This is a genomic window from Myxococcota bacterium (assembly GCA_041389495.1).
GTDB lineage: Bacteria > Myxococcota_A > UBA9160 > UBA9160 > UBA4427 > JAWKRT01.
The window spans coordinates 786,867-799,155 of record JAWKRT010000001.1; the positions used below are offsets into that span (position 1 = coordinate 786,867).

A 12,289-nucleotide genomic window follows, 5' to 3' on the forward strand; every position below is an offset into this window, starting at 1 on the left:
TGCAGGATCGTGACCGGCGGTCATGGCGCGCCGCGAGCGGCTGCGCCGGGGGGATCCACGATGGCGGACTCGGCTCTCGACCTCGCGGCGCGGATTCGCGACCTCGTCGCACGGCAGCTCGGCGTCGATCTCGGCAAGGTCACGGCACAGGCGAGCATCCTCGACGACCTCGGCGCCGACTCGCTCGACGTGGTCGAGCTCGTGATGTCGATCGAGGAGAGCTTCGACATCGAGATCCCCGACGAGGCGATCGAGGGCATGCGCACGATCGGCGACATCGAGTCGTACGTCGCGCAGCAGGCGAGCGCCTAGCGCGGCCGACCGCGCGCGCCGCGGTCGCTCCCGCGCAGCCCCGGCAGCACCTTCCAGTAGGCGCCGAGCGCGACGGTCAGCGTCGCGAGCGCGATCGCGGCGGTGAGGCGCGGCCCGGCGACCGCGCGCGCGACGGCGCGGCCCGCCTGCGCGGGATCGGCGTCGGGCGGGAGCTGCTCGAGCGCGCCGAGCATCTCGGGCAGGATCAGCGCGAGTGCATAGGCGACCGACAGCACCGCGACCCACAGCAGCATCAGCGTGAAGCTCGGACGGAACGGCGCGCGTCGGCGAGGCGGGCGCGTCGGCGGAGCGGGCGTCGTCACGCGGCCATCGTAGCGGCCGCGGCCGTGCGCACGCGCTCGCGCGCTCCGGCGCACGCGACGTCCGCCGAGAGGGCGGGCGCGCTTGACCCCCCGAGAGGCCGTTCGTAGGCTCGCGCGCTCCCGCCGGCCGGGCGCGCGGGGCCGCGTCGCCCGGGCCTTCCGCGTCCCCGTCGCCGACCCCTTCCGGCTCCGAGGTTTCCGAGCATGGCAGCCGAAGCCCGGCGCGCGCACCCGCGGCGCCTGCTCGTCGTCGACGGTGCGAACACGCTCTACCGCGCGTTCTTCGCGATCCCGAGCCTGCGCGCGCCCGACGGCACGCCCACGAACGCGGCGTACGGCTTCGTCAACACGCTCGCGAAGCTGCTGCGCGAGGAGACGCCCGACTACGTCGCGATCGCGTGGGACCCGCGCGGCGGCAGCTTCCGCAAGCAGCTCTTCGACGGCTACAAGGCGACGCGCGACGCGCAGCCCGAGGACCTGACCGCGCAGATCCCGCTCGTGCGCGAGCTCGTCGACGCGCACCGGATTCCCGTGCTCGAGGTCGAGGGCTTCGAGGCGGACGACGTGATCGCGACGCTCGCCACCGAGCTGCCCGACGACGTCGAGCTGCTGATCGTGTCGTCGGACAAGGACCTGATGCAGCTCGTGAGCGACCGCGTCACGCTGCTCGACGGCATCAAGGACCGCCGCTACGAGCCCGCCGACGTCGAGGCGCGCTTCGGCGTGCCGCCCGAGCGCATGCTCGACCTGCGCGCCCTCGTCGGCGACCCGAGCGACAACATCCCGGGCGTGAAGGGCATCGGCGACAAGGGCGCCGCGAAGCTCATCCAGGAATGGGGCACGCTCGAGGCGCTGCTCGACCACGCCGGCGAGGTGAAGGCGAAGCGCGCGCGCGAGGCGCTCGTCGAGCAGGCGGACGCGGCGCGGCTCTCGAAGGAGCTCGCGACGCTGCGCCGCGACGTGCCGCTCGAGGGCGGCCTCGACGCGCTCGCTGCGCGCGCGCCCGACGCGGCCGCGCTGCGCGCGCTCTACGAGCGGCTCGGCTTCACGCGGCTGCTCGAGTCGCTCGGCGGCGCGGCGGAGGCGCCGCGTGCCGACGTCGAGGTCGAGATCGCGACCGACGCGGACGGCGTCGCCGCGAAGCTCGCCGCACTCGCGCGCGGCGGCGAGCTCGCGCTCTTCGGCGTGCTCACGGATGCGAGCGTCGTCGACGCGCGCCTCGTCGGGCTCGCGGTCGCGGGGGTGCCCGACGAGCCCGTGTGGTTCGCGCCGATCGCGGAGGCGGCCGACGCGCAGGAAGGCCTCCCGATGGAGGCGCGCCCCGCGCGCCTCGCGGCCGCCGACGTGCTCGCGCCGCTCGCCGCGCTCTTCGCGGACGGCGCGCGCGCGCCCGCGTGGATCGGGCACGAGACGAAGCGGCTGCACGCCTGCCTCGGCGAGCGCGACGCCGCGCTCCCGTGCGCCGTCTTCGACACCGAGATCGCGGCCTTCCTGCTCGACGCCGCGGGTGCGCGCGACCTCCCGACGCTCGCGCAGCAGCGGCTCGGCGCGCGCGTCCAGAGCTTCGAGGAGCTCGCGGGGCGCGGAGCCAAGGCGACGCCCGTCGACGCGCTCGACGTCGGAGCGCTCGCGCGCTGGGCGGCCGCGCAGGCGGCGGCGGTGCGCGACCTGCGCGCCCCGATGTGCGAGCAGCTCGACCGCGACGGCCTCCGCCCGCTCTTCGACGAGGTCGAGATGCCGCTCACCTCCGTGCTCGGGCGCGTCGAGCGCAACGGCGTGCGCATCGACGAGGCGAAGCTCGCCGCGCTCTCCGAGGAGTACGAGGGGAAGCTCGCGACGATCGAGGCGCGCATCTACGACCTCGCGGGCGAGACCTTCAGCGTGAACTCGCCCAAGCAGCTGCAGCACATCCTGTTCGAGAAGCTCGCGCTGCCGGCGATCAAGAAGACGAAGACGGGCTTCTCGACCGACGAGAGCGTGCTCGAGCAGCTCGCGTTCGAGCACGAGCTGCCGGCCCAGGTGCTCGCGTGGCGGCGGCTCGCGAAGCTGAAGAGCACGTATCTCGACGCGCTGCCGCCGCTCGTGTCGCCGCGCACCGGGCGCATCCACCCGACGTTCCTGCAGACGGGCGCGGCGACGGGGCGGCTCGCGTCGACGCACCCCAACGTGCAGAACATCCCGATCCGCACCGAGGAGGGCGTGCGCATCCGCGAGGCGTTCGTGCCCGCGGAGGGCCGCGTGCTGCTCTCCGCCGACTACTCGCAGGTCGAGCTGCGCATCCTCGCGCACTACTCGGGCGATGCGTCGCTGATCGCGGCCTTCGAGCGCGGCGAGGACATCCACCGCCGCACGGCCGCCGAGGTCGCGGGCATCGACCCTGCGGACGTCACCGACGAGCAGCGCGCGCGCGCGAAGGCCGTCAACTTCGGGATCATCTACGGCTCGTCGGCCTTCGGCCTCGCGAACCAGCTCGGCATCGCGACGGGCGAGGCGCAGGCGACGATCGACGCCTACTTCGCGCGCTACCAGGGCGTGCGCCGCTTCCTCGACGAGACGGTCGCCGCGGCGACCGAGCGCGGCTTCGTCACGACCATCCTGGGACGCCGTCGCTACCTCCCGGACCTGGCGTCGAAGAACCGCGTGCTCCGCCAGGCGGCCGAGCGGATGGCGGTCAACACGGTCATCCAGGGCAGCGAGGCGGACCTGATCAAGCGCGCGATGGTCGAGCTCGCGCGCGCGATCGAGGCCGACGGGCTCGCGAGCCGGATGATCCTGCAGGTGCACGACGAGCTCGTCTTCGAGGTGCCGGCGGCCGAGGTCGAGGCCATGACGGAGCTCGCCCGCGCGCGGATGCGCGACGTCCACCGGCTGCGCGTCCCGCTCGAGGTCGACGTCGGCACGGGGCGCAGCTGGCGCGAGGCGCACTAGGCCGGCCGGCGGCCGGCCGGCCGCGGGGCTACGGTCGATCGCCGACACGGGCCCGCTCGCCGAATACCCGCCGGCCCGTCCCGTCGCAGCGCGCCGTCGTCCGGGGGCTGCACCGAGGAGCGTCTCGATCCCGATCGAACGAGCGCACGACTCCGCCGAAGGCCCGCCGGACGAGGAGGTGGTCGCGAGAGCCCAGCAGGGCGATCACGACGCCTTCCGGATCCTGGTGGAGCGGTACCAGGGACGAGCCTTCGCGCTCGCCCGGCGCATGCTCCGCAGCGAGGAGCACGCGCGCGATGCGATCCAGGACGCCTTCCTCAAGGCCTACACGGCGCTCCCCGGCTTCGAGGGGCGCTCGAGCTTCTACACCTGGCTCTACCGCCTGGTCTTCAACCACTGCCTCGATCTCAAGCGCAAGGACAAGTCGCTCCGCCACGTCGAGTGGCAGGACGAGCGGCTCGGGCCCGATCGCATCCGCGAGGAGGGCACGCCCGGCGCGATCGCCTCGGGCGCCTTTCCGAGTCCGGGCGCGGTCGTCGAGCGCGCGGAGCTGCGCGAGCTGATGGCCACTGCGATCGACCAGCTCCCCGACGACGCGCGCGAGACGCTGCTGCTGCGCGAGCTCGACGGCCTCTCGTACGCCGAGATCGCCGAGCGGCTCTCGATTCCGAAGGGCACGGTGATGAGCCGGCTCTTCTACGCGCGCAAGAAGGTGCAGGCGATGCTGATCGAGGCGGGCGTGACGCCGCCCGCGAGCACGAAGCGCGCGCGCGGCGCGCGCGCCGCGGACGACGGGACCGACGACGAGGCGGACGACGGCGGAGGGGACGTCGCGGACGACACCGACGACACGGACGGCGACGAGGACGAGACATGAGCGAGCCCCTTCCCGACGCGCTGGAGCCGATCCAGCTCGAACGCGACATCGCGCGCCTGCACGCCTATCACGACGGCGAGCTCGGCGCGCTCGCCCGCTGGCGCTTCGAGCGCGCGCTCCGCCGATCGCCCGCGCTGCGCGCCGAGCTCGATGCGCTGCGCGCCGTGTCGCGCGCGGTCGCAGCGGTCGCGGCTGACGAGCGCGTCGCGTCGCCCGCGCCGGAGCGCCCGCTCGACGTCTGGGCCGGGCTCGCCCCCGCGCTCGCGGCCGCCGATGCGGAGCGCGCGCGAGCGCCGCGCCGCCCGGCCTTCGATCTCGGCATCCCGCGGTGGGCGCTCGGGAGCGGCGCCCTCGCCGCCGCCGCGCTCGTCGCCATCGTGCTCGTCGTTCGCGGCGGCACCGCGCCCGGCGACGGTGGCCCGGCGACGGCGGCGCTCGGCGCGCCGGCGACCGGCGTCGTCCGGTACCTCGACAGCGGCGGGCGGCCGGTGATGGTCATCGAGGACCCGGACGACGACGTCACCATCATCTGGACTTTCGACGCGGCCTAGCGCGAGCGAGCGCGAGGGGAGGCGACGTGACGCGAACGGAAAATGCGAGGAACGGACGGGGCGGGTCGGTGCTGCGCGCGCCCGCGCGCGGCGCGTGCGCGCTGCTCGTCGCGATCGTCGCGGTCGCGGCGATCGCGCCGCGGACGGCGGCCGCCGAGCCCACCCTCGACGTCGAGCTCATGGTGAGCCTCGCCTCGGACGAGCCGGGGGCGATCGACGCGCGCGCCCGCAAGATCGACGCGCGCCTCCGCCGGGAGATCCGCTACCAGAGCCTGCGGGTGCTCGAGGCGCGCACCGAGCGCGTGGGCCTCGACCAGGTCGCGACGATCGCGCTCCCGAACGGCAAGCGCGCGCGCGTGCGGCCGATGGCGATCGACGAGCGCGGCGCCCTGCTCGCCGTCGACATCGAGGGCGCCGTCAAGGTCGACGCGCGGGCGAGGAGCGGCCACCTGCTCGTCTTCAGCGCCGGCCGCTTCGAGGGGGGCCGGCTCGTGGTGTCGATCGAGCCGCGCTTCGGAGGCGCCGGGAAGGGCCGGTAAGTACCCGTTCTAGCGATGGATTTTCGAGGGCCGCGAGCGGCTGCGAAAAAAATCGAAAAAGTGCGTCCCCGCCCTGACACCTCGGCCCGTCCGGCGCCACTTACTGTGCAGACAGCTGAATATCCCCTTCCCAGGGAGGCCCCGCGCGTCGCAAGACGCGCGGGGTCACTAGCTTCTGGGCCCTGCTCCCGCGCGGGTCCGGAGCGCGCGGGCCGACGGCTCTCCCGTCTCACGCCGGTCGCAGCAGGTTCGAGCTGAAGAGCCCGTCGCGGTCGAGCCACCGTTGCTCGACGGCGAGCCCGGCCGCGCTCGCGAGCGCGTCGATCTCCGCGAGCGAGTACTTGTACGAGCTCTCCGTGTGGATGGCCTCGCCGTCGGCGAGCCCGACCTCGATGCCGAGGCGGTCGATCGGCACGCGCTGCGCGCCGAGGCTCACGAGGTGCATCTCGACACGGCCCGCCTCGACGTCGTACGAGGCCTCGTGCCGGAAGCGCGCGAGATCGAAGTGGCCGCCGAGCTCGCGGTTGATGCGTGCGAGCAGGTTGAGGTCGAACGCGGCCGTGACGCCGTCCGCGTCGTCGTAGGCGCGCTCGAGCACGCGCGCGTCCTTGCGCAGGTCGACGCCGACGAGCAGGCGGTCGGCGCGGCCGAGCGCGCCGCGCACCCGCGCCAGGAAGCGAGCAGCGGCCTCGCGCGACAGGTTGCCGATCGAGGAACCGAGCCACAGGACGAGCCGCGAGCGGCCCTCGTGCCGCTCTGCGAGCGACCGCAGCGCGGCGTCGTACTCGCCGACGAGCCCTTCGATCACGAGCGTCGGGTGCGCGTCGAGCAGCTCGCGCGAGCTCGCTTCGAGGATCGTGGGCGAGATGTCGATCGGGCGGAACACGAGCGAGCCGTTGGCCTCGATCAGCGTCTCGATCAGCGCGCGCGTCTTCGACGCGCTCCCGCTCCCGAGCTCGACGAGCTCGACGGGCGGCTTCACGCAGCGCGCGATGTCGGCCGCGTGCGCGCGCAGGATGCTGCGCTCCGCGCGCGTCGGGTAGTACTCGGGCAGCTCCGTGATCCGCTCGAAGAGCAGCGAGCCGCGCGCATCGTAGAGGAAGCGGCACGGGATCGACTTCGCGGCGGCCGTCAGGCCCGCGCGCACGGCGGCCGCGAAGTCGTCGCGCTCGCCCGCCGCATGGGAGACGGGCTCGAGGTGCAGCCGCGGTGGGTCGTCGCCGCGAGCGGTGTCGTCCGCGCTCGGGCGGCGTCCCGTCTTCGTCTGCTCGCTCTTCCGTCGGTCGACGCGGTGCATGGGCCTCCCCTGCGAGGGCTCGACGTGCGCGCGGCGCCCACTCTACCAGCCGTGCGCGTCGAGCGGGCGCCGCCGCGCGATCAGCGCGCTCGCGCTGCGGCCGCGCGGAAGAGGCCCGCCGCGATCGCGGGCTCGGCGGGCGGCGTGCGCGCGAGCGCGACCGCGGCGTCGACGTGTGCGGGCTCGCGCAGGCCGACGACGACGGTCGATACGCCGTGCGTGCTGCGCGCGAACTGCAGGGCGCACTGCGCGTCGCCCCGCGTTTCGGGGTAGGCCGCGCGCACGAACGCGGGCACGTGGCCGACGATGCGTCCGCCGAAGAGCGGCGCGCTCGCGAGCACGAGCGTGCCCGTGTCGACGAGCAGCTCGACGACGCTCGCGGTCGCGCCGCCCGAGAGCTGCGACGCGAGTGCCGCGCCTTCGCCGACCGCGAGCCCGTACGGCATCTGCACGGCGCGAAGATGGTGGTCGCCGCTCCCCGCCTCGAGCGCGGCCTCGAAGACGTCGAACACCGAGAGGTGCTCGCGCTCGGTGTGCGGGACGAGGAAGCCGTTCCACGTGCACACGCCGTAGGCCGCGATGTGACCGTGTGCGACCTCGTCCTCGAGCGCCGCGAACGTCTCGACGAGGGCGTCGCGGAAGCCGTCGGGCCCGAGCTCGCGCAGGTGCAGCTCGGGCTCCTGCACGAGATAGAAGTCGATCGTCTCGAGCCCGAGGTTGGCGCGGCTCCGCGCGATCTGGTCGCGCAGGAAGCGAGGCTGCATGCAGTGGCCGCCGACGAGCCGGTCGGGATCGACGAGCCCGCTCTCGAGATACGTGGCGACGAGATTCCGGTGCACCTCGGCGCGCGTCTGCGCGAAGCGCGCGTCGGCGGTGAGCGCGCCGCCCTTCGTCACGACCACCACTTCGTCGCGCGCGACGAGGCCGCTCGCGATCGCGCGGGCGAGCGCGGCGCCGACGGCGCGCTCGCTCGTCTGCATGCGGTCCGACAGCGCGGTGTCGACGACGTTGCAGCCTGCCTCGAGCAGGGTCTCGAGCGCCGAGCGGTAGAGCAGGTCGTCGACGCCGCCGGGCGCGCCCTGTCGCGTTCCGAGTGCCAGCGACGACACGAGGAGGCGATCCGGCGCGCGGAAGTGCCCGGCGCAGGCGGGAGCGCGCGCCGCATAGCGGCGCGTGCCTTCGGGCGTCGCGCGCCCGGGGATCGGGCCGGAGTTCGAGTGGAGGCTCATTGCGCGTCGTCGGGTCGGCAGTCGGTGGTCGGGAAGCGGCGTTCGGGCGTGCGCGGGCGGCCGCAGTGCGCCGTGGCGAGGTTGCGAGTGCGTCGTCCGGGCGCGCGAGTGTACGCCACGCGGACGCGCTCGCGCGGCTTGCGCTCGGCGCGCGGCGTCCTCGACACTCGCCCTCGCGCGCGCGTCGTGCGGGGAGGGACGATGAAGGAGCTGTTCTCGATCGAGGGGAAGGTCGCGCTCGTGACGGGCGGTGCGAGCGGGATCGGCGAGATGATCGCGACCGGCTTCGTCGAGGCCGGCGCGCGCGTGTACGTCGCGTCGCGCAAGGCCGACGCGCTCGATCGCGTGGCCGCGCGGCTCTCGCGTTCGGGCTCGTGCACGCCGATCGTCGCCGACCTCGCGAGCGAGGACGCGTGCCGCGCCCTCGCCGCCGACCTCGCCGATCGCGAGGACGCCCTGCACGTGCTCGTCAACAACGCGGGCGCGACCTGGGGAGCGCCCCTCGAGGAGTACCCCGACGCAGCGTGGGACAAGCTGTGGGCCCTCAACGTCAAGGCCGTCTTCGCGCTCACGCGCGCGTGTGCGCCCCTCCTGCGCGCGGCGACGCGTCCGGGCGACCCCGCGCGCGTCATCAACGTGGGCTCGGTCGACGGCATCCAGGTTCCCGCGCTCGAGACGTACGCGTACTCGGCGAGCAAGGCGGCCGTCCACCAGCTGACGCGCGTGCTCGCGCGCAAGCTCGCGCCCGAGATCACGGTCAACGCGATCGCGCCGGGCCCCTTCCAGAGCCGCATGATGCGCGCGACGCTCGACGCGGCGGGCGACGCGATCGCGCGCTCGGTTCCCCTCCGCCGCATCGGCGAGCCCGAGGACATGGCGGGCGTTGCGATCTTCCTCGCATCGCGCGCGGGCGCGTGGATCACCGGCGACGTGATTCCCGTCGACGGCGGGATCGTCACGACGAAGTGAGGAGTGCGCGACGTCGCCGCGCCCCGGATGGCACGCGCGAGGCGGCGCTCTAGCGTTCCTCGCGCGCGAGAGCGGCTCGCGCTTCGTGGGGGTTTCCGCGCTGTGGCGCGCGCGGCTCGGACGTTATGTTCCGCGCGCTCGCTCCGACGCGGCTCTCGTTCCCTGCGGAAGTCCACCCTCCACGCGGGACGCCCATGGCACGCAACGCGCTGCACGAGCTCCATCGTCCGGTCCGCAGCGCGGCGTCTCCGCCGGCGTCGACGGGTTCCGGATCGATCGGTCGGCGAGTCGGCGCCGAAGCCGACGAGGCGGTGCCGGTCGACGTCGACGAGCTCGAGCTGCTCGAGTTCCTCGAGGCGGATCTGCTCCCGAGCCCCGCGCATCCCGCCTTCCGGCGGCAGCTCCGCGACCACCTTCGCGCGCTCTTGCGCGAGCGCGGCACGCTGCCCGCGCGGGCCGGCGCATGCGCGGACGCCGAGGCCGGGGAAGCGCCGCGCGTGCGCGGCGAAGCCGGCGAGCGAGCCGAAGCGGACGCGTGCACCACGGCGGACGCGGCGGTCCCGGCGGACGGCGAAGGCGGCGTCGACCGGCACTGAGCGCCGCCCGCTCGCGCCGCCCGCTCGCGCTGCCCCTTCGCGCCGCAGCGCGCCGGCAAAGCGCGCGCCTAGCGCCGGCCCCCGCCCGATCGCGCGCGCGCGACGTACACCGCGTGGCGCAGTCCGCCGCGCCCGGGGCGGCGGATCTCGAAGGTCATTCCCGCGCCGCGAAGCCTCGCCTCGAAGCCCGCGTCGCGGTGCTCGCTCCAGAGGACGAAGGCTCCCCCCGGCGTCAGGGCGCGCGCCGTCGTTCGCAGCGCGCGCTCTCCGTACACGGGGTGCTGGCGCGCGCCGCGCCCGTGATGCGGACCTTCGTCGAGGTCGAGCGCGATCGCGTCGAAGCGCTCGTCCGGGCTCGCGGCCGCGCGCGCGATGCGCGCGGCGACGTCGACGATCTCGATCGCGACGCGCGGGTCGAGGACGGCGCCGGACGACACGGGGGCGAGCGGCCCGCGGCACCAGTCGACGATGCGCTCGGTCAGCTCGGCCACCGCCACCCGCGCGCCTGCCGGCAGCGCGTCGAGCGCAGCGCGGAGCGTGCAGCCCATCCCGAGCCCCCCGATCAGGACGCGCGGCACGGGTGCTCTCTCGCACGCGAGCTCCGCCGCGAGCCGGCCGAGCGCCTCCTCCGAACGGCTCTGCCGGCTGTTCATGAGCACGCGGCCCGCGAGCGCGATCAGGAAGTCGCCGTCGGCGCGCCGCCGCAGCTCGAGCCGGCCGCGCGCCGTCGCGACGCCGTCGACCGTCTCCCAGGCTCGCGTCATGCGCGCAGTGTGCGGGCCGCGCGGGCAGCTGTCAGCCCGCCGCCACGCGACTACCTTCGGCGCCGCGAACCGCAGGAGGAAGCCCCGCCCGATGGCGATCTTCGACGACGTGAGCACGCAGATGAAGGACGCGCTTCGCGCGAAGCAGGCGACGCGGCTCGCCGCGCTGCGATCGATCCGCGCCGCGTTCCTGAACGAGCTCAAGAAGGACAACTCCGAGCGCCTCGACGACGAGACGTGCACCGCGCTCCTCCGCCGCCTCGAGAAGCAGCGCAAGGAGAGCATCGAGGCCTTCGAGGCGGCGGGACGCGCGGACCGCGTCGCGACCGAACGCGAGGAGCTCGCGGTCGTGCAGTCCTTCCTGCCGAGCCTCGCCGACGAGGCGACGACGCGCGCGTGGGTCGCCGACGCGATCGCCGCCTCGGGCGCGGCCGCGCCGAGCGACGCGGGCAAGGTGATGGGGGCGCTCATGAAGGCGCACAAGGGCGAGGTCGACGGCAACCTCGCCCGGGCCATCGCCCAGGAGCTCCTCGCGAGCGGCGCCTAGCGACGCGTGGCCGCGGACGCGGGCTAGAGGTTGTAGCCGGTCTCGCCGTGCAGCGAGAGGTCGAGCCCCATCCGCTCGTCGGCGTCGTCGACGCGCAGCGCGACGGCGAGCCCGGTGAGCTTCAGCAGCGCGTAGCTCGCGATGCCCGTGTACACGATCGTGATCGCGGCCGCGGCCGCCTGCGCGCCGAGCTGGCTCGCGACGGTCGCGCCGTCGGCGAGCCCGCCGCCGCCGAACGCGCTCGATGCGAAGACCGCGGCGAGCAGCGTTCCCACGAACCCGCCGACGCCGTGGACGCCGAAGACGTCGAGCGAGTCGTCGTAGCCGAGCCGGTTCTTCAGCACCGCCGCCGCGTACCAGCAGATGCTGCCCGACGCGAGGCCGATCGCGAGCGCGCCCACCGGCCCGATGTAGCCCGAGGCGGGCGTCACCGCGGCGAGCCCGGCGATCGAGCCCGTCGCCGCGCCGAGCACGCTCGGCTTGCCGAACTTCACCCACTCGATCGCCATCCACGCGAGCGTGGCCGCGCACGCCGAGACGTGTGTGACGACCAGCGCCATGGCGGCCGTGCCGTTCGCGCCGAGCGCGCTGCCCGCGTTGAAGCCGAACCAGCCGACCCACAGCATCGCGGTGCCCATGAACGTCATCGTGAGGTTGTGCGGCGGCATCGCCGTGCGCCCGTAGCCGTCGCGCGGGCCGACCACGAGGCACGTCACGAGTGCCGCGACGCCCGCCGTGATGTGCACGACGATGCCGCCCGCGAAGTCGAGCACGCCCCACTGCGAGAACAGGCCGCCGCCCCACGTCATGTGGCAGATCGGGGCGTAGACGACGACCACCCACAGCGAGGAGAACACGAGCATCGCCGAGAAGCGCATGCGCTCGGCGAACGCGCCGATCACGAGCGCGGGCGTGATCACCGCGAACGTCATCTGGAAGGCGAAGAAGAGGGGCTCGGGGATCGTTCCGGCGAGCGTCGCGCCGTCGATGCCGACGAGGAACGCCTTCGAGAGGTCGCCCACGAGCGCGTTGCCCTCGGCGAACGACAGGCTGTACGCGCCGCACAGCCAGAGGAGGCTCACGATCGCCGTGAGCGCGAGACACTGCATGAGCAGCGACAGCACGTTCTTCGTGCGCACGAGCCCGCCGTAGAAGAGCGCGAGCGCGGGGATGTTCATGAACAGCACGAGCGCGGTGGACGTGAGGACCCACGCCGTGTCGCCGGAGTCGAGCGCATCCTCGGCCCGCGCGGCGGACGGGATCAGCGAAGCGGCGAGGGCGATCGGAGCGAGCAGGACGAGCCGGGCGCGCGCGACCGTGCGCGCGGCCGACGACGGGCGATGCGACATCGTGGAAT

Annotated in this window: 13 protein-coding genes; 8 read left to right on the forward strand and 5 right to left on the reverse strand. The window is 74.3% G+C overall.

Annotated elements, in window-relative coordinates; translation table 11 throughout:
• Positions 1-60 precede the first annotated feature (60 nt).
• On the forward strand, positions 61-312 hold the full coding sequence (acpP, locus tag R3E88_03480) for an acyl carrier protein (GenBank protein MEZ4215517.1): 252 nt from the start codon (positions 61-63) through the stop codon (positions 310-312).
• On the opposite strand, the gene R3E88_03485 is transcribed toward acpP, so the two are convergent.
• Entirely contained in the window at positions 309-635 is a 327-nt protein-coding gene (locus tag R3E88_03485) for a hypothetical protein (protein MEZ4215518.1), read from the reverse strand. The two genes, acpP and R3E88_03485, sit on opposite strands and share 4 nt — an antisense overlap.
• A 204-nt stretch (positions 636-839) precedes the next feature.
• Here R3E88_03485 and polA point away from each other — a divergent pair, with 204 nt between their 5' ends.
• From polA to R3E88_03505, 4 genes are all read left to right on the forward strand, one after another.
• The gene (gene polA / locus R3E88_03490) at positions 840-3,563 is read left to right on the forward strand and encodes a DNA polymerase I (protein ID MEZ4215519.1); all 2,724 of its coding nucleotides are present in this window, start codon (positions 840-842) and stop codon (positions 3,561-3,563) included.
• A 178-nt stretch (positions 3,564-3,741) separates the two neighbouring features.
• Positions 3,742-4,440, forward strand: coding sequence for a sigma-70 family RNA polymerase sigma factor (locus R3E88_03495; GenBank protein MEZ4215520.1), 699 nt, complete (start codon positions 3,742-3,744; stop codon positions 4,438-4,440).
• Positions 4,437-4,991: a hypothetical protein gene (locus R3E88_03500; protein ID MEZ4215521.1), complete on the forward strand. Its 555-nt coding sequence runs from the start codon at positions 4,437-4,439 to the stop codon at positions 4,989-4,991. The genes R3E88_03495 and R3E88_03500 overlap by 4 nt, the downstream gene beginning before the upstream one ends.
• Before the next feature lie 26 nt (positions 4,992-5,017).
• Entirely contained in the window at positions 5,018-5,530 is a 513-nt protein-coding gene (locus R3E88_03505) for a hypothetical protein (GenBank protein ID MEZ4215522.1), read from the forward strand.
• Between the two features lie 229 nt (positions 5,531-5,759).
• On the opposite strand, the gene egtD is transcribed toward R3E88_03505, so the two are convergent.
• Together egtD and R3E88_03515 are read right to left on the reverse strand one after the other, a co-directional pair.
• Complete coding sequence (gene egtD / locus R3E88_03510) at positions 5,760-6,827, reverse strand: L-histidine N(alpha)-methyltransferase (protein ID MEZ4215523.1); 1,068 nt, start codon at positions 6,825-6,827, stop codon at positions 5,760-5,762.
• A gap of 80 nt (positions 6,828-6,907) precedes the next feature.
• Positions 6,908-8,056, reverse strand: a complete 1,149-nt coding sequence (locus R3E88_03515; GenBank protein ID MEZ4215524.1) for an aldo/keto reductase — start codon at positions 8,054-8,056, stop codon at positions 6,908-6,910.
• A 201-nt stretch (positions 8,057-8,257) separates the two neighbouring features.
• Between R3E88_03515 and R3E88_03520 the strand changes: the two genes are divergently transcribed.
• The gene (locus R3E88_03520) at positions 8,258-9,025 is read left to right on the forward strand and encodes an SDR family oxidoreductase (GenBank protein MEZ4215525.1); all 768 of its coding nucleotides are present in this window, start codon (positions 8,258-8,260) and stop codon (positions 9,023-9,025) included.
• Positions 9,026-9,336: 311 nt separating this feature from the next.
• Complete coding sequence (locus tag R3E88_03525) at positions 9,337-9,621, forward strand: hypothetical protein (protein MEZ4215526.1); 285 nt, start codon at positions 9,337-9,339, stop codon at positions 9,619-9,621.
• Between the two features lie 68 nt (positions 9,622-9,689).
• On the opposite strand, the gene R3E88_03530 is transcribed toward R3E88_03525, so the two are convergent.
• On the reverse strand, positions 9,690-10,385 hold the full coding sequence (locus R3E88_03530; protein ID MEZ4215527.1) for a spermidine synthase: 696 nt from the start codon (positions 10,383-10,385) through the stop codon (positions 9,690-9,692).
• 91 nt (positions 10,386-10,476) lie between these two features.
• On the opposite strand from R3E88_03530, the gene R3E88_03535 reads away from it, so the two are divergent.
• A complete protein-coding gene (locus tag R3E88_03535) occupies positions 10,477-10,932 on the forward strand; it encodes a GatB/YqeY domain-containing protein (GenBank protein ID MEZ4215528.1) in 456 nt (151 codons plus the stop codon).
• Between the two features lie 23 nt (positions 10,933-10,955).
• Here R3E88_03535 and R3E88_03540 read toward each other — a convergent pair whose 3' ends face one another.
• Positions 10,956-12,281: an ammonium transporter gene (locus tag R3E88_03540; GenBank protein MEZ4215529.1), complete on the reverse strand. Its 1,326-nt coding sequence runs from the start codon at positions 12,279-12,281 to the stop codon at positions 10,956-10,958.
• Positions 12,282-12,289: the final 8 nt, after the last annotated feature.

Coding starts and splice junctions, on each gene's coding strand:
- acpP (MEZ4215517.1), top strand. CDS start 61: ATGGCGGACTCGGCTCTCGACCTCGCGGCGCGGATTCGCGACCTCGTC.
- polA (MEZ4215519.1), top strand. CDS start 840: ATGGCAGCCGAAGCCCGGCGCGCGCACCCGCGGCGCCTGCTCGTCGTC.
- R3E88_03500 (MEZ4215521.1), top strand. CDS start 4,437: ATGAGCGAGCCCCTTCCCGACGCGCTGGAGCCGATCCAGCTCGAACGC.
- egtD (MEZ4215523.1), bottom strand. CDS start 6,827: ATGCACCGCGTCGACCGACGGAAGAGCGAGCAGACGAAGACGGGACGC.
- R3E88_03515 (MEZ4215524.1), bottom strand. CDS start 8,056: ATGAGCCTCCACTCGAACTCCGGCCCGATCCCCGGGCGCGCGACGCCC.
- R3E88_03520 (MEZ4215525.1), top strand. CDS start 8,258: ATGAAGGAGCTGTTCTCGATCGAGGGGAAGGTCGCGCTCGTGACGGGC.
- R3E88_03530 (MEZ4215527.1), bottom strand. CDS start 10,385: ATGACGCGAGCCTGGGAGACGGTCGACGGCGTCGCGACGGCGCGCGGC.
- R3E88_03535 (MEZ4215528.1), top strand. CDS start 10,477: ATGGCGATCTTCGACGACGTGAGCACGCAGATGAAGGACGCGCTTCGC.
- R3E88_03540 (MEZ4215529.1), bottom strand. CDS start 12,281: ATGTCGCATCGCCCGTCGTCGGCCGCGCGCACGGTCGCGCGCGCCCGG.